The following is a 25,222-nucleotide window of genomic DNA, read 5'->3' as shown; positions in this document are numbered from 1 at the left end:
CCTGTCGTTTGGATCCTGCCCTAGCGGCGTGGGGGTTGCCAACTGCTGGCCGCGAAAGGTTGTTGAGTGTGCGTAACCATGAGGGAGTGGTGGCGTTATCAGCATATGAACCTGACGGAGTGGGCGCGGGCGCAGGGGGTGAACCCGCATACGGCATATCGCTGGTTTCATGAGGGCACCTTGCCGGTGCCCGCGCGCCGGGTGGGGCCGCGCACGATCCTGGTGAACATCGAAGCGAACACCTCACCCGACGTGACCGGTGGTGTGGGCTTGTACGCCCGCGTCTCCTCGCACGATCAGAAGCCCGACCTGGAGCGTCAGGCCGCACGCTTGTCGGTGTGGGCCGCTCAGGCCGGTCACCGGGTCGTGCGGATCGAGTCCGAGATCGCCTCGGGTATGAACGGCTTCCGTTCCAAGGCGAAGCGGCTACTGGCAGACCCGAAGGTGACCACCGTGGTGGTGGAGCACAAGGACCGGCTTGGCCGGATGAACGTCGAACTGGTCGAAGCGGCCTTGTCCGCATCGGGTCGTCGTCTCGTCGTCCTTGATGACGGTGAAGTGGAAGACGACCTGGTGCGGGACATGGTGGAGGTGCTGACCTCGTTCTGTGCTCGCCTGTACGGGCGACGCTCGGCGAAGAACCGGGCCCGCAAGGCCCTTGAGGCGGCGGCTGCCGATGGCTGAGAAGAAGAAACTCCGGAAGATCGAGGACCCTTTCGTCGCGCTGGGCCCGTCCGGGGTGGCGATTCGCGACCGCCTGGGGCACCCCACCGACGTGGACGACAAGGTGTTGCGCCTGGTCGGCGAACACCTCGGACGACTCGCCTCCCTGGACCTCAAAGCCCGGTGTGCTGACGGTCTGGACCACAACAACGACACCTGGGCCGCCCGCAAGCAGGGCCTGACCGCGAAGTCGTCGTCCCGGTGGGCCGGTGCGCTCACCAAGGCCACCCACGACCAGTGGGCACTGTCCCGGCGCTGCCGGCTCGCCCACATCCAAGGGCTTGAGGCCGCTGTCCGCACCCTCATGCACCGCCTGTCCCAGCCCATCGGCGAGAAGGGAACCAAGCGCGCCCCGGGCGGCTACCGCTCCAAGGGCGAGTGGTTTTGCAAGTCGCGCCGCCTGCATGTGCTGGAACACCGCCTGGACGTTGCGCGTGCTGAGCAGGAGGCGGGTGTCGTGCACGTCGTGCGCGGCGGCAGGCGTCTGATCAACAACCGTCACAACCTGGACGCCGCGCAGCTCACCGAGGCTGAGTGGCGGCAGCGGTGGGAGGCGGAACGCTGGTTCCTCGCCGCTGACGGCGAGTCCGGCAAGCGGTACGGGAACGAGACGATCCGCGTCACCCCGGACGGCGAGGTCAGCATCAAGCTGCCCACACCGCTGGCGCACCTGGCCAACGCCGGGCACGGCCGGTACGTCCTCGCCTCCAAGGTCGAGTTCGCGCACCGAGCCACCGAGTGGCGCGACCGTATCGAAGCGAACCGGGCCGTGGCCTACCGTATCCACCTGGACGTGGCCCGGGGCCGCTGGTACCTCACCGCGTCGTGGACGCTCCCGCCGGTCAGGACAATCCCGCTGGAGACGGCACGGGCCGCCGGGATGGTCGGCGTGGATACCAACGCCGATCATTTCGCCGCCTACCGCCTCGACCACCACGGCAATCCGGTCGGCAACCCGCGCCGGTTCTTCTACGACCTGTCGGGCTCGGCCGACCACCGCGACGCGCAGATCAGACACGCCATCAGCCAACTGCTGCGCTGGGCCGACCGGTGCGGCGCGTCCGCCATCGGTCTGGAGAACCTGGACTTCACCGCCGACAAGACCCGCGAGAAGCACGGCCGGAAGAAGCGTTTCCGGCAGCTCATCTCCGGCATCCCCACCGGCAAGCTCAAAGCCCGTCTCGTCTCCATGGCCGCCGAACACGGCCTGTCGATCGTCGCCGTGGACCCCGCGTACACGTCGATGTGGGGCGACGAGCACTGGCGCAAGCCACTGACCAGCAGCAAGCGAAAGATGTCCCGACACGATGCCGCAGGTATCGCGATCGGGCGACGCGCCCTCGGGCACTCGATCCGGCGACGGACGGCACCGCCCCACGACGACCAGAGCGATCGTCGTGGGCATCGGACCGCCCAGGCCGGACCAGGCGCACGAGGGCGTGAGGGAACCCGCCCACCCGTCACGGAGCGTGCACACGATGCACGTCGCCGAATCGGGGCCCAGCGAACGCGGGAACCCAGCGCATCCAACACCGTTCGGGATGCGCGCAGTTCCGGGAGCTGGCATCAGATGTCACTCCTGGACACTGTTTAGGAACGGTTCCAGTCCCAGCACGCGGTCCTTCAGGGCCGGGAACTGCTCCCGCGTGGCCGCGACCTTCGCCGGGTCGAAGTCCACGGTGAGGATCTCCTCGCCCGTCCCTGCCTGAGCGAGCACCTCGCCCCACGGATCCACCACGATCGAGTGACCCGCCTGTGGAACTCCCGCATGTGTCCCGGCCGTTCCACAGGCAAGCACGAACGCCTGGTTCTCGACCGCCCGCGCCTGGGCCAGCAGCGTCCAGTGCGCCCGGCGGCGCTCCGGCCAGCCCGCCGGGACGACAAAGGTCGCGGCGCCGGCGTCGACGAGACCACGGAAGAGTTCGGGGAAGCGGAGGTCATAGCAGGTGGCGAGGCCGAGGGTCGTCTCGGGCAGACGGACGGTCACCAGTTCGCGCCCCGCCCCCATCAGCACGGCCTCGCCCTTGTCGAAGCCGAAGCGGTGGATCTTGCGGTAGGCGGCGGCGAGATCGCCGGAGGGGGAGAAGACGAGGGAGGTGTTGTAGAGGGGGCCCTCAGGGTCACGCTCGGGGATCGAGCCCGCGTGCAGCCACACGCCCGCATCGCTCGCGGCCTTGGCCATCGCCTCGTACGTCGGCCCTTCGAGCGGTTCGGCCTCGCTGCCGAACTCCTGGTAGGCGAAGGCGCCCGTCGTCCACAGCTCCGGCAGCACGACCAGATCGGCCCCGGCCTGTTCCCGTACCAGCGAAGCCACCCGCCGTCGGCGCGATTCGACCGATTCGCCCTCTTCTACGGCGATCTGGATGAGAGAGGCGCGCACACTACCACCGTCCTGGCATTCGAGCCGTTCACACGGGCCTACGATCGTCACACGAAAGCACTGCCGGGGTGCCTCAGGGCAGCGTAACTTAGCGTTCCAAGACACCCGCCGAGTGCAGCCACCTCCTGCTGGCAACGCTGCCACCAACCGCCCGTGTACCGACCGCCGAGGGGTCCCGTTCCGTGAGTCTGCATCCCACCCTCCAGCCCTACGCCGACGCCTGGACCCATTCCATCGAAGCGATATCCGAGCTGGTGGGGCCACTGGTGGAGGGAGAGTGGAACCGGCGGACGCCGTGCCCGGGCTGGTCGGTCCGTGACGTGGTCTCCCACGTCATGGGTCTGGACTGCGAGATGCTGGGCGACCCGCGTCCCATCCACACGCTGCCGCGCGACCTCTTCCACGTCACCAACGACAGCCAGCGCTACATGGAGATGCAGGTCGACGTCCGCCGCCATCACACGGCGCCGGAGATGACCTCCGAGCTGGAGTACGTGATCATCCGCCGCAACCGCCAGCTGCGGAACGAGTCGCGTGACCCGGGCACCAAGGTGCGCGGCCCGCTCGGCACCGAGCTCGGCCTCGAAGAGTCCATGCGCGCCCATGCGTTCAACGTGTGGGTGCACGAACAGGACCTGCGCGCCGCCCTCGGCCGCCCCGGCAACCTCGACTCCCCCGGCGCGCACATCGCGCGTGACGTGCTCCTCGCCGAGCTGCCGAGGATCGTCGCCGACGACGCGTCCGCGCCGCGCAGTTCGGCGGTCGTCTTCGACGTGCACGGTCCGATCGAGTTCCTGCGCACCATCCGCGTCGACATCCAGGGCCGGGGCACCCTGGAGACCGCCCCCGCCCTCGGCCCGGCCGCCACCCTCACCCTCGACTGGGAGACGTACGTCCGCCTGGCCTGCGGCCGGGTGACGCCCGGGGCCGTGGCGGACCGGGTGAAGGCGGACGGGGACGAGGAGCTGACCGGGGCCATCCTGCGGAACTTCACCGTGACGTCGTAGGGCGTCGCCTGTCGGCAGCCGGGCTCAGCGGTCCTCGGTGACTGACCTCGCGCGATGCCCTTCGCTCCGTCACGCGCCTGCCGCACAGCAACAGATCAGCGGCGAAAGGCGGTTCGCGGCGGGCGGCCCCGCCTCGCACCGCAGGTGCACGCCTCACACCGGCAGGTGCACGCCTCGCACCGGCAGGTGCACGGTCCTCACACCGGCACGTGCACGGTCTCCACGCGGCTCGCCACCAGGCGCTCCCGTTCCCGCCGGGCGACCCGCCCGCGCAGCCGCAGGATCTGGCTGATGCCAAGCGCCTGGAGGACGAAGACCGAGGAGAACGCGACGGTGTAGTTGTCGCCGGTGGCGTCCAGCAGCACCCCGATCGCGAACAAGGTGGTCATCGACGCGACGAAGCCGCCCATGTTGGTGATCCCGGAGGCCGTGCCCTGGCGCTCCGCCGGGTTGGCCGGCCGTGCGAAGTCGAAGCCGATCATCGACGCCGGTCCGCACGCGCCGAGCACCGTGCACAGCACGATCAGCAGCCACATCGGGGCCCGGTCGGCCGGGTAGGCCAGCGCCGCCGCCCACACGGTCGCCGTCGCCGCCACGGTCCCGAGCGCCAGCGGCAGCCGCGCCGCGTGGTGCCGGGCGATGACCTGGCCGTAGACGAGCCCCACGACCATGTTCGACAGGACGACCAGGGTGAGGAGTTCGCCGGCCGTGGCCCGGGACAGGCCCTGCGCCTCGACCAGGAACGGCATGCCCCACAGCAGCAGGAACACCATCGCCGGGAACTGGGTCGTGAAGTGCACCCACAGCCCGAGCCGCGTCCCCGGCTCCCGCCAGGATGCCGCGATCTGCCGCCGTACGTACGCGGCGCCCTGGTGCGGGAACGGCTCCGGCTCGCATCCCTCGGGGTGGTCCTTCAAGAACAGCAGGAGCAGGACGAGTACGACGGCTCCGGCCAGCGCGCTGCCCGCGAAGGCGGCCGTCCAGCCGACCCCGTGCAGCAGCCGGGCCAGCACCAGCGTGGAGACCAGGTTGCCGGCCATGCCCGCGAGTCCCGCGAACTGTGCGATCAGCGGCCCGCGCCGCGCCGGGAACCAGCGGGTGCCCAGCCGCAGCACGCTGATGAAGGTCAGCGCGTCACCGCACCCGAGCAGCGCGCGCGAGGCGAGGGCCGTTCCGTAGGAGGGGGAGAAGGCGAAGCCCAGCTGCCCCGCCGTGAACAGCACGACCCCGATGGTCAGCACCTTCTTGGTGCCGAGCCGGTCCACCAGCAGGCCGACGGGTATCTGCATGCCGGCGTAGACGAGGAGCTGGAGGATCGAGAAGGTCGACAGGGCCGACGCGTTGACGTGGAAGCGGTCGGCGGCGTCCAGGCCGGCGACCCCGAGGGATGTACGGAAGATGACCGCGACGAAGTAGACGGAGACGCCGATGCCCCAGACGGCCATCGCACGGCGGCCGCCCGGGGGTGTCCCCTCTGGGGGAGGATCACCCGGCAGGGTGAGCCGGGAAGAAGAGGAATCCGAGCTCATCGGACCTCACCCCGGGCCAGGTGCGAGAACCAGCCGATGTGCCGGTGCACGACCCCCACCGCCTCCTCCGCGTCCCCGGAGCGCAGCGCCTGGAGGATCTCCTCGTGCTCGGCGAGGGTCTTGGCGATCCGGTCGGGGTGGGAGTGCATTACGGCGACGCCCATCCGCAGCTGGCGGTCGCGCAGTTGGTCGTAGAGCCGGGAGAGGATCTCGTTGCCCCCGCTGCGGACGATCTCAGCGTGGAAGCAGCGGTCGGTGACGGCGGCCGCGGCGAGGTCGCCCGAGGCGGCCTGCGCCTTCTGCTCGGCCAGCAGCTCCTCCAGGCGCTCGACGAGGCCCGCCGGGGCGGGCACGGCCTTGCGCGCCGCGTGCTCCTCGACCAGCAGCCTGGTCTCCACCACGTCCGCGATCTCCTGTGCGGACACGGACAGGACCAGGGCTCCCTTCTTCGGGTAGAGCTTGATCAGCCCTTCCGCCTCCAGTCGCAGCAGCGCTTCGCGCACCGGAGTGCGGGAGACGCCCACGGCCTCGGCGAGTTCACCCTCGGTCAGCAGGGTCCCGCCCTCGTAACGGCGCTCGAGAACTCCGTGCTTGACGTGGGTGTAGACCCGGTCGGCGGCTGGTGGCTGCTTGGCGGTCAGAGTTCCCGGACTGATCATGCGAACAGCATAGATACAACACGTACGCATGAGGACGCCCGTCCATCATGCGGACGGACCACCCGGGAGATCACCTCAATGGATCACCCTTCGGGGAACCCGCCTCTGCAACCGCACAACCTTCTGTGCTAATTACGTGTCACACACCTGCGGCCCTATTTCCTCTCCCCCCAACTCGGCCGCACATCAGGGGCATTCGACGTAATCGGGGTATTTCAGTTGATTACTGCCATCACCGGCACCAAGGGCAGCCGCCGTCGCCGAGCCGCCGCGGTCACCGTCACCGCAGGAGCCGTGCTCGCGACCGGCGCCCTCGCGGCGGCACCCGCGCAGGCCGTCGCGACGCCCTCGATCGTGGCCAAGGGCGGCTACGTGATGAACAACTCCAACGCCAAGACGCTGTACACGAAAGCCGCGGACACCAAGCGCTCCACCGGCTCGACCACCAAGATCATGACCGCGAAGGTCGTGCTCGCGTCGTCGAACCTGAACCTCGACGCCAAGGTCACGATCCAGAAGGCGTACAGCGACTACGTCGTCGCCAACAACGCCTCTCAGGCCCACCTGATCGTCGGCGACAAGGTGACGGTCCGTCAGCTGCTGTACGGGCTGATGCTGCCGTCGGGCTGCGACGCCGCCTACGCCCTCGCCGACAAGTTCGGCTCGGGCTCGACGCGCGCGGCACGCGTGAAGTCGTTCATCGGCAAGATGAACACCGCCGCGAAGAACCTGGGTCTGACGAACACCAAGTTCGACTCGTTCGACGGCATAGGGAACGGTTCCAACTACTCGACCCCGCGCGACCTGACGAAGATCGCCAGCAGCGCCATGAAGAACTCCACGTTCCGTACGGTCGTGAAGACGAAGTCGTACACGGCGAAGACCATCACCAAGACGGGCAGCACCCGGACGATGGCCGCCTGGACCAACACGAACGGCCTGCTGAGCAGCTACAGCGGCACGATCGGCGTGAAGACGGGCTCCGGCCCCGAGGCCAAGTACTGCCTCGTCTTCGCCGCGACCCGCAACGGCAAGACGATCATCGGCACCGTCCTCGCCTCCTCCTCCATCGCCCAGCGCGAGTCGGACGCGAAGAAGCTCCTGAGCTACGGATTCGCCACGAGCTGAGTCCGGCCCGGCAGACATGCCTGGCCGAAGGGCCCCGTCGCTGTCGGCGACGGGGCCCTTCGGCAATCTGTACCCGGCTGTATCCAGCCGGACCAGGCTGTGCCGTGCCGGCCGTCAGGCCCAGGTGATGAGCCTCTTGGGCTGCTCCAGGATCGCCGCCACGTCCGCAAGCACCTTGGAGCCCAACTCGCCGTCCACCAGCCGGTGATCGAAGCTCAGCGCCAGGGTCGTCACCTGGCGGGGCTTCACCTTGCCCTTGTGGACCCACGGCTGGAGCTTGATCGAGCCGACCGCGAGGATCGCGGACTCGCCGGGGTTGAGGATCGGCGTGCCCGTGTCGACGCCGAAGACGCCGACGTTGGTGATGGTCACCGTGCCGGCCTGCATGGCCGCCGGGGACGTCCTGCCCTCGCGGGCCGTGGACACCAATTCGCCGAGGGACTCGGCCAGTTGCGGAAGCGTCTTGGCGTGCGCGTCCTTGATGTTCGGGACGATCAGGCCGCGCGGTGTGGCCGCCGCGATGCCCAGGTTGACGTAGTGCTTGAGCACGATCTCCTGGGCCGTCTCGTCCCAGGACGCGTTGATGTCCGGGTTGCGCTTGATGGCGGCCAGGAGCGCCTTGGCGATCAGCAGCAGGGGGTTCACGCGCAGGCCCGCGAACTCCTTGTCCTGCTTGAGCTCCTCCACCAGCTTCATCGTGCGGGTGACGTCCACCGTCACGAACTCCGTGACGTGCGGCGCCGTGAACGCCGAGCCGATCATCGCCTTGGCGGTCGCCTTGCGGACCCCCTTGATCGGGATACGGGTCTCACGGGCCGCGTCGTACGCCGGCACCGGCGCCGGGGGCACGGAGACCGCCGGGGCCGTCACCGGCTCCGGGGCCGGCGGTGCCACCGCCGCATGGACGTCCTCACGCGTGATGACGCCGTCGGGGCCCGAAGGGGTGACCGCGGTCAGGTCGACGCCCAGGTCCTTCGCCAGCTTGCGCACCGGCGGCTTGGCGAGGGGGCGGGCAGTGTCGGCGGCCACCGGCGCATGGCCGTTCAGCTCCGTCTGGAGCGCCGTCGAGGCCTGGGGGACCGCGACCTCCGGACCCTTGCGCGGGCGGCGCTTGGTGGAGGACGTGGCGACCCCGTAGCCGACGAGCACCGGCTGGCGGCCCGAGCCCACGGACTTCTTCTCCTCGGCGGGCGCGGCGGCCGGGGTTGCCGTGGGAATCACGGGAACCTCGGCAGGGGCCTCCACAGCGGGCCCGGTTCCGGCGGGCGCGGTCCCGCCCGACACGTCCACCGCGATGATCGACGTACCCACGTCCACCGTGGTGCCCTCGGGGAAGTGCAGGTCGCGGACCACCCCGTCGTACGGGATGGGCAGTTCCACCGCCGCCTTCGCGGTCTCGACCTCGCACACCACCTGGCCGTCGGTGACCGTGTCGCCTGGCTTGACGTACCACTTGAGGATCTCGGCCTCGGTGAGGCCCTCGCCCACGTCCGGCATCTTGAACTCGCGTACGGACGCTTCCGTCATCGTCGTCACGACCCTCTCCTCAGTACGCCAGGGCGCGGTCGACGGCGTCGAGCACCCGGTCCAGGCCCGGCAGGTACTCCTCCTCCAGGCGGGCCGGCGGGTACGGGGCGTGGTAGCCGCCGACCCTCAGGACCGGTGCCTCCAGGTGGTAGAAGCAGCGCTCCGTGATGCGGGCGGCGATCTCCGCGCCCGAGCCGAGGAACACCGGCGCCTCGTGGACCACGACCAGGCGGCGCGTCTTCTCCACCGACGTCTGGATCGAGTCGAAGTCCAGCGGGGACACCGAGCGCAGGTCCAGCACCTCGAGGGACTTGCCCTCCTCGGCGGCCGCGTCGGCGACCTCCTGGCAGAGCTTCACCATCGGGCCGTACGCGACGAGGGTCAGGTCGGTGCCCTCACGGACGACCTGCGCCTTGTGCAGCGGACCGGGGATGGCCTCGGTGTTGACCTCGGCCTTGTCCCAGTAGCGTCGCTTCGGTTCGAAGAAGATCACCGGGTCGTCGCTCTGGATGGCCTGCTGCATCATCCAGTAGCCGTCCGACGCGTTGGAGGGGCTGACCACCTTCAGGCCCGCCACGTGCGCGAAGAGCGCCTCGGGGGACTCGGAGTGGTGCTCCACCGCGCCGATGCCGCCGCCGTAGGGGATGCGGACGACGACCGGGAGCTTGACCTTGCCCAGCGAGCGGGCGTGCATCTTCGCGAGCTGCGTGACGATCTGGTCGTACGCCGGGAAGACGAAGCCGTCGAACTGGATCTCCACGACCGGGCGGTAGCCGCGCAGGGCCAGGCCGATGGCGGTGCCCACGATGCCCGACTCGGCCAGCGGGGTGTCGATCACCCTGCTCTCGCCGAAGTCCTTCTGCAGGCCGTCCGTCACCCGGAAGACGCCGCCGAGCTTGCCGACGTCCTCGCCCATGATCAGGACCTTGGGGTCGGAATCCAGGGCGCGGCGCAGCGACTCGTTGATCGCCTTGGCGAGAGCCATGTTTTTGAACGTCACAGCCTCGGCCATGTCAGTGACCCCCCTCGTCTGTGAACGACGCCTGGTAGGCGGCGAACTGGGCTCGCTCCTCGTCGACGAGCGCATGCCCGTCCGCGTACACGTTCTCGAAGATGGCGAAGTGGTCCGGGTCCGGCATGGCGCGGACCGCCTCACGCACTCGTTTGCCCAACGCCTCGCTCTCGGCCTCGAGTTCCGCGAAGAATCCCTCGTCCGCGTGGTTTGAGGCCTCCAGGTACCGGCGAAGCCGCAGAATCGGGTCCTTCGCCTCCCAGGACTCGCGCTCCTCGTCGGCCCGGTACTTCGTCGGGTCGTCGGAGGTCGTGTGGGCGCCCATGCGGTAGGTGTACGCCTCGACGAGCGTCGGCCCCTCGCCGTTGCGGGCGCGCTCCAGGGCCCACTTCGTCACCGCGAGACAGGCCAGCACGTCGTTGCCGTCCACCCGGACGCCGGGGAAGCCGTAGCCCTGCGCGCGCTGGTAGAGCGGCACGCGGGTCTGCTTCTCGGTCGGCTCGGAGATCGCCCACTGGTTGTTCTGGCAGAAGAACACCACCGGGGCGTTGTAGACCGCGGAGAAGGTGAAGGACTCGGCCACATCGCCCTGGCTGCTCGCGCCGTCGCCGAAGTAGGCGATCACGGCGCTGTCCGCGCCGTCCTTGGCGATGCCCATCGCGTAGCCGGTGGCGTGCAGCGTCTGGGAGCCGATGACGATCGTGTACAGGTGGAAGTTGTTGCCGTTGGGGTCCCAGCCGCCGTTGTTCACGCCGCGGAACATCCCGAGAAGGTTGGCCGGGTCGACCCCGCGGCACCAGGCGACGCCGTGCTCGCGGTACGTCGGGAAGACGTAGTCGTCTTCGCGGGTGGCCCGGCCGGAACCGATCTGGGCGGCCTCCTGGCCGAGCAGCGAGGCCCACAGGCCCAGCTCGCCCTGGCGCTGCAGGGAGGTGGCCTCGGCGTCGAAGCGCCGGGTGAGCACCATGTCGCGGTAGAGGCCGCGGAGCTCATCGGGAGTGATGTCGGCGACGTACTTGTCGTACGCGGCGTTTTCTGGGTTCTTCAGCCGCTCGCCCTCGGGCGTCAGCAGCTGTACGAGCTCGGGGTCGGTGCCCGGCGCGTTTTTTGCGGTCGTGCGCTTGCCGGCCGTGCTCTTGGTTCCGGCGCTGCGTCGCGGTTTGCGCGCGGCAGTGCTCTCCACGGTCACGTGTGCTCCTCCGTCGGTCCGGCTACCCCGGGTTCGCCGGGTGCCAGTGCGGCTCACCTGCGGCCCTGCGGGCGCACAGGGTGGGTGCGGCCCGGTCGGGAACAGGCGTGACAGGTGCCCCGGCGAGCGCCCGCAAATAGCACGTTACCCAGTGCTCCACATTTCTGTGAAACCCCTCCTGACCTGCGATTTTGCTTGGATTTCCAAGTAAATCCCGAAAGTCCGGAACAACTCCTGGTCACAGCCTTGCAGGGGGCCGGAACAACGGCACGTTATCCCGGTGACCCAGGTCACCGGAAGAGCTTGCCTCAAGCGGGGCTCGCACCCGTGTGTGAGACCGCATACCTGCGCGAAGCGTGACATGTCGAGGGATTTCCGGTGAGTGACCACGAGGTGTCCGGCGTGGCGTCCACGACCTGCCGTCGGGCGAGGCGGCATCGATGCGGTGGCGGGAACAGTACGACGCGGGCAGGGCGGCGAAACCAGTCGGCGAGTACGGCGCGCTCGGCCGTCGACGGCGCGGAAAGCCACTTCCAGCACGTGCCGTGACCGAATGCGACTGCCTGTGACAACGCCCAGGTCACAGGCCCGGCTCGTGCTCTAGCATCTGGCGCGTGTCGCGCTCCTCCGTACCACCCCAGGTGCCTCACGCGCCCCCTCTGGGTGCTCTGCTGCGCCAGTACTCCGCAGGCCGCGCCGTCGCCTGCGAGCCCGTGGACCAGGGGCTGCTCAACCGGGGCTACCGCCTGTGCACCACGCGCGGCCGCTACTTCCTCAAGCACCACTTCGACCCCGAGACCGCCCACCCGGCGGCGATCGCCCGCCAGCACCGGGCCACCCAGGGCCTGGCCGACCTCGGCGTTCCGGTGGCCCCACCGCTGGCCGGCCGGGACGGGCGTACGGTCGCCGTCGTCGGCGGGCACGCCTACGCGCTGCACCCCTGGATCGACGGACGCCACCGGCACGGCGGACAGCTCAGCACCGGGCAGTGCGCGCGGCTCGGGGCGCTGCTGGGGGTGGTGCACGCGAGCCTGGAACGCGTGATGCCGGTGCACGCGCGCGCGGGCACGGAGCCCGACGCGGCCGACCCCGCCGACACGTTCACGCTCATCGACGATCTGCTCGGCCTCGTACGCCGCCACCGCCCCGCCGACTCCTTCGACGAACTCGCCCGCCACCGCCTCCTGGAACGGCGCGCACTCCTGGAGCAGCACGCCGACAGGCGCCCCACGCGCGGGAGTTCGGTCGGCTGGGTGCACGGGGACTTCCACCCGTTCAACCTGCTCTACCGGGGAGACGCGCCCGCCGCCATCGTCGACTGGGACCGGCTGGGGCTCAGGCCCCGCGCGGAGGAGGCCGTACGCGCCGCCGCGATCTTCTTCGTACGTCCGGTGGGCACCCTCGACCTGCCGAAGGTGCGGGCTTACGCACACGCGTACCGGCGCACGGCCGGCGCCACGCCCTCCGCGCTCGCGGCGGCGGTGCACCGCGTGTGGTGGGAGCGCCTCAACGACTTCTGGATGCTGCGCTGGCACTACGAACGCGGCGACACCCGCGCCGACCCCCAGTTCCCGGCGGCCTCCGCACTGGCGGTGTGGTGGACGCGCGCGTACGACGCGGTGTGCGAGGCGTTCGTGGAGTGAGGCAGGTGATTCCGCGCGGACAACAGCGCGCGTGGGACCTGTTGCGGTCCCACGCGCGCGTGGAGGCGATTCAGCTCCGGGTCAGCCGAGGCCGCTGACGCCGGTCGTGCCGCCGTCGTCACCGCCACCGCCCGACGGGTCCGGGCTCACCGGGTCATCGGACTGCGACGGCGTCGGGTTGCCCGACGGCTCCGAGGACGTCTCCGGCTTCGACGGCTCGTTGCTCGGCTCGCTGCTCGGGGTCGACGACGGCGTGTGCGACGGGGTGTACGAGGGCGTGTAGTCCCCGGACCCGGAACTCGAGTTGCTGTCGTCCGAGGACGTCTCCGTCGAGTCGTTGCTCGTCTCTTCGCTCGGGGACGCGGAGGACGTGTTCTCCTTGGTGTTCTGCGACGTGGCCGGCGAGTGCGTCGTGCCCTTGCCGCCGCCGCTTCCGCCGGTGTTGTGCAGCGCCAGCGCGACGCCCGCCGCGATGGCGATCACCGCGAGCACGGCGAGGATCCACAGCTTGCCGCGGCCCCCGCCCCTGTTGCCGTGCCCCTCGAAGCCGCCGTCGTCCCCGCCGCGGTAGCCGGCAGGGAGGATCGGCTGCGGGATCTGCGTGGTGCCGGAGGAGTCGCCGGGGTGCGGCATCACCTGGGTGCCGGCGAAGCCCGCCGCCGGGGTCTGCCGGCCGTCGTGCATGTCGACCGGGCCGGTGTTCCAGGTGCCGGTGTGGCCGCCCTGGTCGTACAGCATCTGCAGCCCGTACTGGATGAGCCCGCGCATCTCCTCGGCGGTCTGGAAGCGGTCGTCGGGCTCCTTGGCCAGCGAGCGCATGACGAGGCCGTCGAGTTCCGGCGGGGACACTCCGTCCGAGGTCTGGGACGGCGGCACCGGCATGTCCTGGACGTGCTGGTAGACCACCGACAGCGGGGTCTCGCCGGTGAACGGGGGCCGGAGCGCGAGGAGTTCGTAGAGCAGACAGCCCGTCGCGTACAGGTCGGAGCGGTGGTCGACGGCCTTGCCGAGCGCCTGCTCCGGGGAGAGGTACTGCGGCGTGCCCATGACCATGCCGGTCTGCGTCATCGTCGACTGGGCGCCGTGCAGGGCGCGCGCGATACCGAAGTCCATCACCTTCACCGCGCCGGTGTGCGTGATGATCACGTTCGCCGGCTTGATGTCGCGGTGCACGATGCCGTGCTGGTGCGAGTAGGCGAGCGCCTCCAGGACACCGGAGACGATGATCAGGGCCTGCTCGGGACCCGGTGCCTCGGCGTTGATGAGGAGGTCGCGGATGGTCCGCCCCTCGACGATCTCCATCACGATGTACGGCACGCTCTGGCCGCCCACGTAGTCCTCGCCGGAGTCGTACACGGCGACGATCGCGTGGTGGTTGAGGCCGGCCACCGACTGGGCCTCGCGCGTGAAGCGGGCCTTGGAGACCGGGTCCTCGGCAAGGTCGGCGCGCAGCAGCTTGACCGCGACGGTGCGCCCGAGGCGCACGTCCTCGGCGGCGAACACCTCGGCCATGCCGCCCCGGCCGAGTCTGCGGGTCAGCCGGTACCGGCCGTCCCCGACAAGGCCGCCGTTACCCCACATCTCCGGCGCATCTGACATTCCGCCGCCAGTCGCCTCGGGGTCGGACGGGCCCTGAGCGCGCTGCTGCTGCTCCATCAGTCCTCGCCGTCGTTTCTGCCCGCGGTGCGCGCGGTGTTGTTACGGTCTCCGTCGGCCACGCTACAGCCTCGGCGCAAGCCGCCGGACCGAGAAGGGGGCCGGAACCGGCACAGGACGGACCGGCCATCAAAGCGTCATTCCATCGCGTCGTGCAAGTTCTGTGTACCGCTGGTACAGCCTCTGTAACGCTCGCGCGACGCTTCTATCGCGTACGGTCACGGATCGGGCACCGAGCTTGACGTGTCAGTGCCCTCGGGCAGACTTGGCCGGGAATAGCACTTTGGATCAACGACAGTCAACGGCGCCTGAAGGCCCACGGGGGAAGCGGAACATGAGCCAGGACGGCGCACAGGGCCGGTACGCGGGGCGGGCCTTGGCCGGAGGCCGCTATCAGCTGCGCGACTTGCTCGGCGAGGGCGGCATGGCCTCGGTGCATCTCGCCTACGACTCCGTGCTCGACCGCCAGGTCGCGGTGAAGACGCTCCACACCGAACTGGGGCGGGAACAGGCCTTCCGCGAGCGCTTCCGCCGCGAGGCCCAGGCCGTGGCGAAGCTCACGCACACCAACATCGTCTCGGTCTTCGACACCGGCGAGGACTCGCTCGACGGCTTGACGACCCCGTACATCGTCATGGAGTACATCGAGGGCCGCCCGCTGGGCTCGGTGCTCGACGAGGACGTACGGCAGTTCGGCGCGATGCCCGCCGACAAGGCGCTGAAGATCACCGCGGATGTCCTCGCGGCGCTGGAGATCAGTCACGAGATGGGCCTGGTCCACCGGGACATCAAGCCGGGCAACGTGATGATGACCAAGCGCGGCGTCGTCAAGGTGATGGACTTCGGCATCGCGCGCGCCATGCAGTCCGGCGTGACGTCGATGACACAGACCGGCATGGTCGTGGGCACCCCGCAGTACCTCTCCCCGGAGCAGGCGCTGGGCCGGGGCGTGGACGCCCGGTCCGACCTCTACTCGGTCGGCATCATGCTGTTCCAACTGGTCACCGGGCGGCTGCCGTTCGAGGCGGACTCGCCGCTGGCGATCGCGTACGCGCATGTGCAGGAGGAGCCCGTCGCGCCCTCCTCGATCAACCGGGCGCTGCCTCCCGCGGTGGACGCGCTGGTCGCCCGCGCGCTGAAGAAGAACCCGAACGAGCGTTTCCCCAGCTCGGAGTCCATGCGCGACGAGTGCCTGCGCGTGGCCGCGTCCTTCCACGCCGCCCCGCCGAGCATCGTGCCGGGCGCGCCCTCCCAGAGCGGCGCCGGCGTCGGCTCCGCGGTGTTCCCGCCGGTCGACCAGTCGGCCCCGGTGCCGACCGGCCCCGTCCAGACGCCGTACCAGCCGACTCCGCCGCCGAATCCGTACGGCACTCCGGCGCCCACGCCGTCTCCGGCCTACGGCTACCCGCAGCAGGGCGGCTACCAGACGCCGTCCCCGTACGCGCAGCCGTCGACCCCGCCGCCGTACAACATCACGCCCCAGCCGGCCGGCGCCCCCGCGGGCGGCGGCCGGAACAACAAGCCGGTGATCGTCGGCTCGATCGTCGTCTCGCTCATCGCTGTCGGTGGCCTGATCGCGGCGTTGATGCTCAACGGCGGCGGAGGCGACGAGGGCAAGGGCGGCGGCAGCAGCGCGAGCGCGTCGGCGACGAAGGCGGCGGGCTACCGCGGGCCGGACACGTCGAAGAAGATCGACGTGAGCGAGTGCAAGGAGCCGCAGGAGTCGTACAACGACCCCAACAAGATCAAACTGCCCGACTTCCGGTTCAAGTACATCCAGTCGGTCAAGGAGTGCCTCCAGGCCGCGGGCTGGCATCTGAAGGTCAACCACGTCCCCGAGAACACGTACGGCGAGGGCGCGGTCCTCAACCAGTTCCCGGCCGCCGATTCCGACGTCGACCCGAAGAACATGCCGCAGATCCAGCTCGACGTCTCGACGGGCAACCCGCCGTCCTGACGCGGCCGTCCCAGGCGTGTGAAGGGCCCGGCAGCTTCGGCTGCCGGGCCCTTTCGTCCATGTGTCCGTCGTGTTCGGGTCCTGAGTTCCTAAGTTCCTACAGGTACGGTCCGCCCGAGCGGCCGGCCGTGGGGCCGTCCTCGCCCATCTCGTGGCCGACGCCCGGCGGAAGCGCCCGCCGCATCTGCTCCAACTGGGCCCGCGCGGCCATCTGCTGGGCGAACAGCGTGGTCTGGATCCCGTGGAAGAGGCCCTCCAGCCAGCCCACCAACTGGGCCTGCGCGATGCGCAGTTCGGCGTCGCTGGGGATTCCCTCGTTGGTGAAGGGCAGGGAGAGCCGCTCCAGCTCCTCCACCAGCTCCGGCGCCAGCCCGTCCTCCAGCTCCTTCACCGAACTGCGGTGGATCTCCTTCAGCCGTGCCCGGCTCGCCTCGTCCAGAGGGGCCGCGCGTACCTCCTCCAGGAGCTGTTTGATCATGCTGCCGATCCGCATCACCTTGGCCGGCTGCTCGACCTGCTCCGTCACCGGGATCTCGCGGGAGTCCTCGCCTGTGCCGCCGCCAATCGCCATACCGTCCTGGCCCACGACCAGGATCTGGGGATTCTCCGGCGACCTGTCGTTCCTCGGCATCTCCATGCCGCCATTCTCTCGCACCCGTGCATCTCATCACCGTGGTGCCCCCTGTGGGGGGTGATCCACCGTTTACGGTGCGGAAGTTTTCTTCCCGCGCCGCAGCAGCCGGGCCTCGCAGTGCTCCAGCCAGCGGATCTCGGCCTCCGTGTGACAGACGAGCTGCTCCAGGACCAGCAGCCGCGCCATCTCGTCCGGATGCTCGGGCGCCCGCACGAGCGCCTGCGCCCGCTGACGTACGTACTCGTGCAGCGCGTCCGTCACGTGCCGGCGCTGCGCCTCGACCACCTTGCGCACGTCGACATCGGGTGCGCCGACCGCCAGCACCAGTTTGATCGCCAGCTCGTCGCGCGGCGGACCACCGGCCCGCTCCACGGGACGCGCGAACCAGGCGCCCAGCTCGGCCCGGCCAGCCTGTGTCAGGGCGTACAGGACCCGGCCGGCCTCGTCCTTGCCGTCCTGGACGACCAGCCCGTCGCGCTCCAGCCGGCCGAGGGTCGTGTAGACCTGCCCGATGTTCAGCGGCCAGGTGCCACCCGTGCGCGCCTCGAACTCGGTGCGCAGCCGTGAGCCGTAGCGGGGGCCGTGTTCGAGGAGCGCCAGCAGTCCGTGACGTATCGACATACCCGGATTGTGCAGCGGGTTCGGATTTTTGGCGGAATCAGAAATGCCGGAAGGGCGGGGCGGTGTGACGCTTGAGGCGTGATTCCATGGCTGCGTGCTTTGCAGGGGGCCGGACTGGTGGTGGGGGTGGGGGCGTGCGCCCTCGTGCTTCCGTACGGGAGCGGCTCGGCGTACGGGGCTGTCGCGTCGTACGGGAACGGCTCGGCGTACGAGGCTGTCGCGTCGTACGAGAGCGGTTCGGCATACGGGAGCGGATCGACGTACGGGAGCGGTTCGTCGCACACCTCCCGCTCGTCGCACGGGAGCGATTCGATGTACGGAGCCGTGTCGACGGCGCACGGCTCCTGGCACACGCCCGCTGCCGGGCCCTCGGGCTCGGAGTCCCCGTCCGCCTCCCCGGCCGAGTCCCCCAAGCCTTCGCGCGCCGGGAGCGTGGCGGGTCAGGGGCGGGAGCGGCCCGGGCGGCGGGAGACGACGCCGGCGGACGAGTCCACCGGCAGTCCCTCGGAGCAGGCGGACGACGAGGGCGACGAGGCCGGGGACGCCGCCTATCCCGACGGCGAGCAGGACACGGGGGACGAGGCGGGCGGGGACGCCACCACGTCACCGCCCGCGGAAGCCGGCCTGGTGCCGTCCAGGGCCCCGCAGCATCCCGTGCAGCACGCCGCCACACAGGCCGAGCAGCCCACCGAACCCGTACTGCGGATACTGCCGCTGGGCAGCGGACTGGTCCTGATCGGGCTCGGTCTGGGGCTCGCCTTCATCGGCCTGCGGCTGCGACGGTCCTAGGGAACGTGGCGGCACCCCGTGGGGCTCAGGGCACGACCAGCAGCACCTTGCCCACGTGTCCGCTCTCCTCCACGACCCGGTGAGCGGCGGCCGCGTCACTCATCGGGAGTTCCCGGTCGATGACCGGACGGACGTGACCGCCTTCGAGCAGGGGCCACACATGCTCGCGCACGGCCGCCACGATCGTGGCCTTCTCGCCGAGCGGGCGGGCGCGCAGCGAGGTCGCGCTGACCGCGGCCCGCTTGCTCAGGAGCGCGCCGAGATTCAGCTCGCCCTTGATGCCGCCCTGCAGGCCGATGACCGCGAGGCGGCCGTTGACGGCCAGGGTCTGGACGTTGCGGTCCAGGTACTTGGCGCCCATGTTGTCGAGGATGACGTCGGCACCCGCACCGTCCGTGGCCTTCTTGACCTCCGCGACGAAGTCCTGTTCCCGGTAGTTGATCAGGATGTCGGCGCCCAGCGCGGCGCACCGGTCCAGCTTCTCCCTGGTGCCCGCGGTGACGGCGACCTTGGCGCCGACGGCCTTGGCCAGCTGGATCGCCATGGTGCCGATGCCGCTGGAGCCGCCGTGCACGAGCAGCGTCTCGCCGGGGCGCAGATGGGCGACCATGAACACGTTCGACCAGACCGTGCAGACCACCTCGGGCAGCGCGGCGGCCTGCTTGAGGCCGACGCCCTGGGGGACGGGCAGCAGCTGGCCGGCCGGGACCGCGACCTTCTCGGCATAGCCGCCGCCCGCGAGCAGCGCGCACACCTCGTCGCCGACGGCCCACCCGGAGACGCCGGGGCCGATCTCGACGATCCGGCCGGAGCACTCGAGGCCGGGGTAGGGGGACGCGCCGGGCGGCGGGTCGTAGAAGCCCTGACGCTGCATGATGTCGGCGCGGTTGACGGCGCCGGCCACCACCTCGACCAGCACCGCGCCCTCGCCGGCCACCGGATCCGGGACCTCGTCCCACACCAGCACCTCGGGCCCACCAGGTTCGGGAATCGTGATCGCATGCATGGGCAGGACGCTACTCCTCGTTGTCGCTTCCCCCGCGGCGGCGGGGGTGCGGAGAGAGTGTGTGCGGAGGAAAGTGTGCGATCACCTATGCGTCCGGGCGACGGTCAGGACCGGTCCTCGGACTGGTCCTCGGACGGGTCAGGATGCGGCTCCACCACCGCAGGTAGTCAGTCCTGCCGCAACGGCCGGACGTCGGGCGCCACTTGCGCGCCCGGCGTCGCCCGTACGATCGTGATCAGACGGTCCGTCAACTGCAGTGTGCCGAGGGACGGATCGTCGTATCCGAGCACCCGGTGCCCGCGTACGACGCTCACCACCAGGTCCTCCGTCTCCCGCGGCTTCTTTCCCACCTCGGCCTTTATGACTGGTCGTTCGACCATGTCGAGCCCGCTGCCCTGCTGGATGAGGTCCTCCATCACCATGCCGGCCGCGGGGCTGAGCACGGACAGGCCGAGCAGACGGCCGGCCGCGCTGGCGCTGGTGATGACCGCGTCGGCGCCGGACTGCTGGAGCAGCGGTGCGTTCTCCTCCTCGCGGACGGCGGCCACGATCTTCGCCCCGCGGTTGAGCTGCCGGGCCGTCAGCGTGACCAGCACGGCCGTGTCGTCGCGCTGGGTGGCGATGATGATCTGCCGCGCCCGGTGCACCTCGGCGCGTCTGAGCACGTCACTGCGCGTCGCGTCCCCGAGGACTCCCGCGTAGCCCTCGGCGGTCGCGGCATCGATCACCTTGGAGCTGGGGTCGACCACGACGACCTGCTCCTTCTTCAGCCCTGTCGCACAGACGGTCTGTATCGCCGAGCGCCCCTTCGTCCCGAAGCCGACGACGACGGTGTGATCGCGCAAGGCGGACCTCCAGCGATTTCCTGGAAGTACCCTTATGCCATGAACAACGACCTTGTGCAGAAGGCCCGTTGGGGCGACTTAGAGGGGCAGAACTGGGCCGGACTCGTCCGTCTGTCCTTCGAGGTCGACGAGGGTCCCGCTACTGCTGACAACGACGCTACCGACACCTCGGTTGCCAGGCCCGCGTTCCGGCCCATGACCGGCCGGGACATCAGGAGCCGCGACGAGCAGGAGAAGGACAACAAGCGCTTCGTCGAGTCGCGCGGCGGTCGGTACATTCACACGTACGAGGAGCCGGACACAAGCGCGTGGAAGCGGAAGCGTATCCGTCTGCCGAACGGTGACATCGGGTACCGCGTCATCCGCCCTGTCTTTGAGGGCGCGTTGGAGGACCTCAAGCGCGGTGTGGCCCCGAACGGCGAGCGCCTGGACGGCTTGATCGTCTACGACATCGACCGGCTGACGCGCGACAACCGACACCTTGAAGACGCGATCGAGGTCGTGGAGAACTTCGGACGTCCGATCATCGACATCACGGGCACCCTCGATCTCCTCACCGACAACGGCCGCACGGTCGCGCGGATCGTGACCGCGACGAACAACAAGCAGTCCGCCGACACGGCGCGACGGGTCGCCCGTAAGCACAGCGCTCTTCAGCGAGCCGGGATCCCGACGGGCGGCACCAGGCCCTTCGGTTGGAAGGAGGACAAGCGCACGCTGGACCCCCACGAGGCGGAGTGGCTCCGGCGGATGGTCGAGTGGTTGCTTGCGGGCAAGCCGATCTCGGCGGTCATCAGGAAACTGAACGAGTCCGATGTGAAGACGTCGACCGGCCGCACATGGTCACATGCGGGACTCAAAGCCGTGATCCGTAACCCCCGACTGTGCGGGTACCGCTCGCGCCAGGTCATCGACGTTGACCCAGTCACGGGAACGACCAACAAGCGCGTCGAGATCGTCTTGGACGACCATGGGAAACCGGTGACCGGGCAGTGGGAACCCGCGATCACCGTCGAGGAGTGGGAAGCCGTCACGGAACTACTCGGGTCGAATCCAGCTCCGGGGCAGGGCCACAACACGCGCAAGTCTCTCCTGCGGGGCACCCTGCGGTGTGACCGGAACGGCTGCGGTGCACAGCTTCGGATCTCCAAAGCGGAGAAGCGCCTCAAGAAACCAGAGGGGTACTCCTACTACACGTGCCCGAGCAGCGGCAGCGCCTACTCAGGGTGCGGAGGCACGCGGATTCCCGGCCCGGAAACGGACAAGGCCGTGTCCATGATGGTGATCGCCAAGCACCAGGAGGAGGCCGCCATGCGACAGGCCAGTCCCGCACCCACGACGTGGGACAACGAGGAGGAACTGACGCGCGTCCTCGAAGACATCGATGACCTGAAGCAGGCCCGGAAATCGCGGATCATCACCGCGGAGACGTACTTTTCGCAGCTTGCGGAGCACGAGGCCGAGAAGCGTCGCCTCACGACGGAGCGGAACCGATTCCTACGGCACAGGCACTCCGCACAGAGTGAGCCCGTTGATCTCGCCGAGACGTGGGATGACCTGCTGCTCAGTGAGAAGCGCGGGTACATCGAGGACACGTTGATCGCCGTCCTTGTCGGCCCTGCCGTCGGACGTGGGAAGCCAGTGCGTGAGCGGCTGACTCCGGTGTGGAGGCCGAAGGGGGATCAGTCTGGGGCTGAGTCCGAGGGCGGTTCGAAGTGACCTCGGTCTGAGGCGGAGCAAGACGCGGGGCGACGGACAGACCGAGGATCGTGTTCGCCCGTCGCTAGTCGTCGTCAGACCAGGCAGGTGCGGTCCGGGCCTGTTCGCGGGCCCAGGCCCAGTCATCGTCTCCTTCCAGCAGGAGTCTCAAATAGACCTCCCATAGGAGTTCGGCAGGGCGTCGGAGGCAGCCTCTCGGTTGCACGCGATGTCTTCAGCGATCCCGACCGCGATGAGGGAAGCTCCGGGGGTGTGGCCGGAGCCGACGTAGCGCCAGTGCCGTGCGGTGACCGTGTCGGAGGTCTCGGTGAGGTTCCCCCTGTCGGCCGGACAGCTTGATACTGGGACGGATGGTCCCGGAAGAAGCAGTCACAGGTAGTGAGTAACAAGAGCAACATGAGCAAGCGGTACACGGCCGAGTTCAAGCGGGACGCGGTCGCCTTGGCGTTGTCCTCGGAGAAGACGGTCACCGAGGTCGCGCGGGATCTGGGCGTGAGTCCGGAGGGGCTGCGCGGTTGGGTGAAGCAGGTGAAGGTCGACCGCGGTGAGGGGCCCGCCGGGGCTTTGACCACTGCGGAGCGTGAGGAGTTGGTCCGGCTGCGGCGGAAGGTCCGCGAGCAGGAGGCCACGATCGACGTTCTGGGAAAAGCGACCGCCTTCTTCGCTCAGGACAAGATGAGGTAGGCACCGCGGCACGGTGTCGTTGCATCGATGCGGAGAAGGCATCGGAGAGTCCTGCAGGTCACAGCGTTGTGTTTCTGTGCCGTGTGCTGGGAGTGCCCCGTTCCACCTACTACGCGCACAGGGCGTCACGGCCGGCCCGGACGGTGCGGGAGCGGGCCGAGGAGGTGCTGGTGGGCGAGACCCGGGTCCTTCACGCCGGATCTCGCGGTGCCTACGGTGCCCCGCGGGTCCACGCCGCCCTGCGGCGGGCCGGGCGGGTGGTGAACTCCAAGAAGGTCGAGCGGCTGATGCGCAGGCACCGGATCGTCGGGATCACCCGCCGCCGGCGTCGGGGCCTGACCCGGCAGGCGAAGCGGGCGGTGTTCGCGCTCGACCTGATCGGCCGGGACTTCACCGCGCCCCGGCCCGGGATGCGGCTCGTCGGCGACATGACTGAACTCAGCACGCTGGAGGGAAAGTTGCATCTGGCGACCTGTATCGATCTCGCGACGCGGGAGGTAGTCGGCTGGGCGATGGCCGACCACCACCGCGCCGAGCTGCGACTTTACGGTGACACTGATCTGACCTAGTACTCCAGCCGTAGATCGTGATCTTCATGCCTGAGTGGCTTGTCGACGGTAGTGGCTGGCCTGGGATCGGGCCTGGTGGCGGCGCCGTCAGTCGGACCAACCGAGCCGGTGGGCTGTGTCGTGGACGGGTCGGACGACGAGGGTGATGAACAGGCGCTGGATCTCGTTGCAGGTGAGCGGAATGAGGGCATCGGGTGCGGGGCGGGTGTGCTCGTCTGCGCGTACGACGGCGAGGAAGGCGTGCGCGAGCATGGCGAGGGTGACCCAGCGGGACCAGGAGGCATAGCGGCGGACCTGGTGCTCGTCGAGTGCGGCCAGGCCCTTGCCCGACTGGAAGAACTCCTCCACCCGCCATCTTGATCCAGCGACTCTGACCAGCACGGTCAGCGGCACGGGTGCGGGCGAGTAGCAGCGGTAGTAGGCGAGTTCGCCGGTGCTGCGGTTACGGCGGATCAGTAGCTGACGACTCCCGGGTCGGGGGTCGGCGAGGTCGATGACTGCCCAGTCGTAGAAACGGTGGCCCTTGGCCCCGGCCCCTGCGGAGAGCTTCTGCCAGGCCCGCTTGGGCACCTTCTTGGCCAGGGTGTCCGCACGGAACTTCCCCGCCCCGGTGGTGACTTCGTGCGAGCAGGCCACCGCGAGGACGTAGCCGGTGCCGCGTTCCTCCAGTGCGGCCCGCAGCTTCGGGTTGCCGCCGTAGACCTCGTCGCCGGCAACCCAGGCGGCCTGGTGACCGGCATCCAGGAACCGGGCAACCATACGAGTGGCCAGTTCCGGCTTGGTGGCGAAGGCAGTGTCCTGGTCGAGTCCGGCATCCCGGCAGCGGTCAGGGTCGGAGGTCCATGAACGCGGGACGTACAGTTCCCGGTCCACTGCCGCGTGCCCGCGCCGGCCGGCGTAGACCAGGTAGACGGCGACCTGGGCATTTTCGATCCTGCCCGCGGTGCCGGTGTACTGGCGCTGGACGCCGACCGTGCCGGTGCCCTTCTTCACGTCCCCGGTCTCGTCGACCACCAGTACCGCCTGGTCGTCGTGCAGGTGGTCCACCACGTAGTCACACACATCGTCGCGGACCCGGTCGGCGTCCCACTTGGCCCGCCCCAGCAGATGCTGCATGCCGTCCGGGGTCCTCTCCCCGGCCCATTCGGCGATGGTCCAGCAGTTCTTGCGCGGCAGGTCCGACAGCAGTCCGAGCACCAACTTCCGGACCCGGAACCGGGGTTCGACCCGTGTGAACCGTCCCGCTATCCGGCTCATCAGGCCCTCGAACGCCTCCTGCCAGCGGGCAGGGTCTACGCTGTGACCTGCGGCCACCGCGTGATCGTTTGTCTTCACACACCGATGATCAACGGGTGGCCGCACCCGTCTCCACAGCGCGTCGGGGTCGCGCAGCGTCCGCCCGCCGTCCTGTGTCAGGAGGACATGTGCAACGTGGCGAAGTCTGGTGGGTGGAGTTCGACGAGCGGCGGCCGGTCGTGCTGCTGTCGGGAGACGACGCGTCCGGGATCCGGGTGATGCAGGTCGTCGCTCGGGCGGGTGTCGACATCACCGGTCTGGGCGTCGAAGTGGCAGTAGGCGCCGTGGAAGGACTGCCCTTTGAAGGCGTGCTTCGGTTCGCGTTCCCGCGTCCGGGCTTTACCCCTTGCACGTGGCTGACCACCGTGTCCCGGGACGACCTGATCGAGCGGGCGGGCGCCCTGTCCTCCGCGAAACTCAGCGAGATTGAGAACGCCCTCCGTCTCGGTGGACTCGGGTAGGCGGAGAAGGAAACGAACGCCCGCGACGGCGTGGTCGGTCTCGTCCAGATGATCGACGCTGCCAGCTGCCTCCTCGGCGCCCCTCACGATCGAGATCACGAACTACGGCTGGAGTACTAGGTCCTGTCTGGAGTTCGGATCACGATTCGGTGGATCGCCTGCGCGCCGAGGCCCGGTCTTGATAGATC

21 protein-coding genes and 2 pseudogenes are annotated in these 25,222 nt (G+C 69.4%); 11 read left to right on the top strand and 12 right to left on the bottom strand.

What is annotated here, in order from left to right; translation table 11 throughout:
- Positions 1–105 precede the first annotated feature (105 nt).
- Entirely contained in the window at positions 106–684 is a 579-nt protein-coding gene (locus OOK07_RS21945; RefSeq protein ID WP_266798068.1) for an IS607 family transposase, read from the top strand.
- Positions 677–2,317, top strand: a complete 1,641-nt coding sequence (locus OOK07_RS21940) for a transposase (protein ID WP_266798067.1) — start codon at positions 677–679, stop codon at positions 2,315–2,317. The genes OOK07_RS21945 and OOK07_RS21940 overlap by 8 nt, the downstream gene beginning before the upstream one ends.
- On the opposite strand, the gene OOK07_RS21935 is transcribed toward OOK07_RS21940, so the two are convergent.
- Positions 2,297–3,103 (bottom strand): carbon-nitrogen family hydrolase, encoded by an 807-nt coding sequence (locus OOK07_RS21935; RefSeq protein WP_266798066.1) that lies wholly within the window; start codon positions 3,101–3,103, stop codon positions 2,297–2,299. The two genes, OOK07_RS21940 and OOK07_RS21935, sit on opposite strands and share 21 nt — an antisense overlap.
- A 182-nt stretch (positions 3,104–3,285) precedes the next feature.
- Here OOK07_RS21935 and OOK07_RS21930 point away from each other — a divergent pair, with 182 nt between their 5' ends.
- Complete coding sequence (locus OOK07_RS21930; protein ID WP_266682476.1) at positions 3,286–4,110, top strand: maleylpyruvate isomerase family mycothiol-dependent enzyme; 825 nt, start codon at positions 3,286–3,288, stop codon at positions 4,108–4,110.
- A 197-nt stretch (positions 4,111–4,307) separates the two neighbouring features.
- Here the strand turns inward: OOK07_RS21930 and OOK07_RS21925 are convergent, their stop codons facing one another.
- Positions 4,308–5,639 carry an MFS transporter gene (locus tag OOK07_RS21925; RefSeq protein ID WP_266682475.1) on the bottom strand — a complete coding sequence of 444 codons (1,332 nt, stop codon included), beginning with the start codon at positions 5,637–5,639 and terminating at the stop codon, positions 4,308–4,310.
- On the bottom strand, positions 5,636–6,298 hold the full coding sequence (locus OOK07_RS21920) for a GntR family transcriptional regulator (protein ID WP_266682474.1): 663 nt from the start codon (positions 6,296–6,298) through the stop codon (positions 5,636–5,638). Before OOK07_RS21920 ends, OOK07_RS21925 begins: the two co-directional genes overlap by 4 nt.
- 219 nt (positions 6,299–6,517) lie before the next feature.
- Between OOK07_RS21920 and OOK07_RS21915 the strand changes: the two genes are divergently transcribed.
- Positions 6,518–7,426: a D-alanyl-D-alanine carboxypeptidase family protein gene (locus OOK07_RS21915; protein ID WP_266682473.1), complete on the top strand. Its 909-nt coding sequence runs from the start codon at positions 6,518–6,520 to the stop codon at positions 7,424–7,426.
- 114 nt (positions 7,427–7,540) lie between these two features.
- Here the strand turns inward: OOK07_RS21915 and OOK07_RS21910 are convergent, their stop codons facing one another.
- From OOK07_RS21910 to pdhA, 3 genes are read right to left on the bottom strand one after another with little or no spacing between them, the layout of a single operon-like run.
- Positions 7,541–8,962: a dihydrolipoamide acetyltransferase family protein gene (locus OOK07_RS21910; protein ID WP_266798064.1), complete on the bottom strand. Its 1,422-nt coding sequence runs from the start codon at positions 8,960–8,962 to the stop codon at positions 7,541–7,543.
- Between the two features lie 10 nt (positions 8,963–8,972).
- Positions 8,973–9,965 carry an alpha-ketoacid dehydrogenase subunit beta gene (locus OOK07_RS21905; RefSeq protein WP_266518007.1) on the bottom strand — a complete coding sequence of 331 codons (993 nt, stop codon included), beginning with the start codon at positions 9,963–9,965 and terminating at the stop codon, positions 8,973–8,975.
- Between the two features lies 1 nt (position 9,966).
- Positions 9,967–11,154 (bottom strand): pyruvate dehydrogenase (acetyl-transferring) E1 component subunit alpha, encoded by a 1,188-nt coding sequence (gene pdhA / locus OOK07_RS21900; protein ID WP_266798062.1) that lies wholly within the window; start codon positions 11,152–11,154, stop codon positions 9,967–9,969.
- Between the two features lie 641 nt (positions 11,155–11,795).
- On the opposite strand from pdhA, the gene OOK07_RS21895 reads away from it, so the two are divergent.
- Positions 11,796–12,797: a phosphotransferase gene (locus OOK07_RS21895; protein WP_266801999.1), complete on the top strand. Its 1,002-nt coding sequence runs from the start codon at positions 11,796–11,798 to the stop codon at positions 12,795–12,797.
- A gap of 81 nt (positions 12,798–12,878) precedes the next feature.
- Here the strand turns inward: OOK07_RS21895 and OOK07_RS21890 are convergent, their stop codons facing one another.
- Positions 12,879–14,453, bottom strand: coding sequence for a protein kinase domain-containing protein (locus OOK07_RS21890; RefSeq protein WP_266682470.1), 1,575 nt, complete (start codon positions 14,451–14,453; stop codon positions 12,879–12,881).
- A 334-nt stretch (positions 14,454–14,787) separates the two neighbouring features.
- Between OOK07_RS21890 and OOK07_RS21885 the strand changes: the two genes are divergently transcribed.
- On the top strand, positions 14,788–16,410 hold the full coding sequence (locus OOK07_RS21885) for a protein kinase domain-containing protein (protein ID WP_266798061.1): 1,623 nt from the start codon (positions 14,788–14,790) through the stop codon (positions 16,408–16,410).
- A 97-nt stretch (positions 16,411–16,507) separates the two neighbouring features.
- Here OOK07_RS21885 and OOK07_RS21880 read toward each other — a convergent pair whose 3' ends face one another.
- Both OOK07_RS21880 and OOK07_RS21875 read right to left on the bottom strand, forming a co-directional pair.
- Positions 16,508–17,047, bottom strand: coding sequence for a bacterial proteasome activator family protein (locus tag OOK07_RS21880; protein ID WP_266517997.1), 540 nt, complete (start codon positions 17,045–17,047; stop codon positions 16,508–16,510).
- 66 nt (positions 17,048–17,113) lie between these two features.
- Positions 17,114–17,665, bottom strand: coding sequence for a PadR family transcriptional regulator (locus tag OOK07_RS21875; protein WP_266798059.1), 552 nt, complete (start codon positions 17,663–17,665; stop codon positions 17,114–17,116).
- 78 nt (positions 17,666–17,743) lie between these two features.
- Here OOK07_RS21875 and OOK07_RS21870 point away from each other — a divergent pair, with 78 nt between their 5' ends.
- Entirely contained in the window at positions 17,744–18,454 is a 711-nt protein-coding gene (locus tag OOK07_RS21870) for a hypothetical protein (protein WP_266798057.1), read from the top strand.
- A 25-nt stretch (positions 18,455–18,479) separates the two neighbouring features.
- Here the strand turns inward: OOK07_RS21870 and OOK07_RS21865 are convergent, their stop codons facing one another.
- Positions 18,480–19,460 carry an NAD(P)H-quinone oxidoreductase gene (locus OOK07_RS21865; RefSeq protein ID WP_266682466.1) on the bottom strand — a complete coding sequence of 327 codons (981 nt, stop codon included), beginning with the start codon at positions 19,458–19,460 and terminating at the stop codon, positions 18,480–18,482.
- Between the two features lie 167 nt (positions 19,461–19,627).
- Positions 19,628–20,323 (bottom strand): annotated as a pseudogene (locus tag OOK07_RS21860) (potassium channel family protein); the annotation flags it as partial.
- On the opposite strand from OOK07_RS21860, the gene OOK07_RS21855 reads away from it, so the two are divergent.
- The 3 genes from OOK07_RS21855 (at position 20,294) to OOK07_RS21845 (ending at position 23,277) form a co-directional block, all read left to right on the top strand.
- Entirely contained in the window at positions 20,294–22,024 is a 1,731-nt protein-coding gene (locus OOK07_RS21855) for a recombinase family protein (protein ID WP_266798055.1), read from the top strand. The pseudogene OOK07_RS21860 and the gene OOK07_RS21855 overlap by 30 nt on opposite strands.
- 396 nt (positions 22,025–22,420) lie before the next feature.
- Complete coding sequence (locus tag OOK07_RS21850; RefSeq protein ID WP_266798054.1) at positions 22,421–22,708, top strand: transposase; 288 nt, start codon at positions 22,421–22,423, stop codon at positions 22,706–22,708.
- An 83-nt stretch (positions 22,709–22,791) separates the two neighbouring features.
- Positions 22,792–23,277, top strand: a complete 486-nt coding sequence (locus tag OOK07_RS21845; RefSeq protein WP_266798052.1) for an IS3 family transposase — start codon at positions 22,792–22,794, stop codon at positions 23,275–23,277.
- A gap of 24 nt (positions 23,278–23,301) precedes the next feature.
- Here the strand turns inward: OOK07_RS21845 and OOK07_RS21840 are convergent.
- Positions 23,302–24,534 (bottom strand): annotated as a pseudogene (locus OOK07_RS21840) (IS701 family transposase).
- Positions 24,535–24,701: 167 nt separating this feature from the next.
- On the opposite strand from OOK07_RS21840, the gene OOK07_RS21835 reads away from it, so the two are divergent.
- Positions 24,702–25,034, top strand: coding sequence for a type II toxin-antitoxin system PemK/MazF family toxin (locus OOK07_RS21835; protein ID WP_266798051.1), 333 nt, complete (start codon positions 24,702–24,704; stop codon positions 25,032–25,034).
- Positions 25,035–25,222 lie beyond the last annotated feature (188 nt).

This window comes from Streptomyces sp. NBC_00078, from assembly GCF_026343335.1.
GTDB lineage: Bacteria > Actinomycetota > Actinomycetes > Streptomycetales > Streptomycetaceae > Streptomyces.
This window is presented reverse-complemented; position numbering and strand designations above follow the sequence as displayed.

What these genes read in the sequence shown, in the direction of transcription:
- OOK07_RS21945 (WP_266798068.1), top strand. Translation starts at nt 106, where the DNA reads ATGAACCTGACGGAGTGGGCGCGGGCGCAGGGGGTGAACCCGCATACG.
- OOK07_RS21940 (WP_266798067.1), top strand. Translation starts at nt 677, where the DNA reads ATGGCTGAGAAGAAGAAACTCCGGAAGATCGAGGACCCTTTCGTCGCG.
- OOK07_RS21925 (WP_266682475.1), bottom strand. Translation starts at nt 5,639, where the DNA reads ATGAGCTCGGATTCCTCTTCTTCCCGGCTCACCCTGCCGGGTGATCCT.
- OOK07_RS21920 (WP_266682474.1), bottom strand. Translation starts at nt 6,298, where the DNA reads ATGATCAGTCCGGGAACTCTGACCGCCAAGCAGCCACCAGCCGCCGAC.
- OOK07_RS21905 (WP_266518007.1), bottom strand. Translation starts at nt 9,965, where the DNA reads ATGGCCGAGGCTGTGACGTTCAAAAACATGGCTCTCGCCAAGGCGATC.
- OOK07_RS21890 (WP_266682470.1), bottom strand. Translation starts at nt 14,453, where the DNA reads ATGGAGCAGCAGCAGCGCGCTCAGGGCCCGTCCGACCCCGAGGCGACT.
- OOK07_RS21885 (WP_266798061.1), top strand. Translation starts at nt 14,788, where the DNA reads ATGAGCCAGGACGGCGCACAGGGCCGGTACGCGGGGCGGGCCTTGGCC.
- OOK07_RS21880 (WP_266517997.1), bottom strand. Translation starts at nt 17,047, where the DNA reads ATGGAGATGCCGAGGAACGACAGGTCGCCGGAGAATCCCCAGATCCTG.
- OOK07_RS21875 (WP_266798059.1), bottom strand. Translation starts at nt 17,665, where the DNA reads ATGTCGATACGTCACGGACTGCTGGCGCTCCTCGAACACGGCCCCCGC.
- OOK07_RS21865 (WP_266682466.1), bottom strand. Translation starts at nt 19,460, where the DNA reads ATGCATGCGATCACGATTCCCGAACCTGGTGGGCCCGAGGTGCTGGTG.
- OOK07_RS21850 (WP_266798054.1), top strand. Translation starts at nt 22,421, where the DNA reads ATGAGCAAGCGGTACACGGCCGAGTTCAAGCGGGACGCGGTCGCCTTG.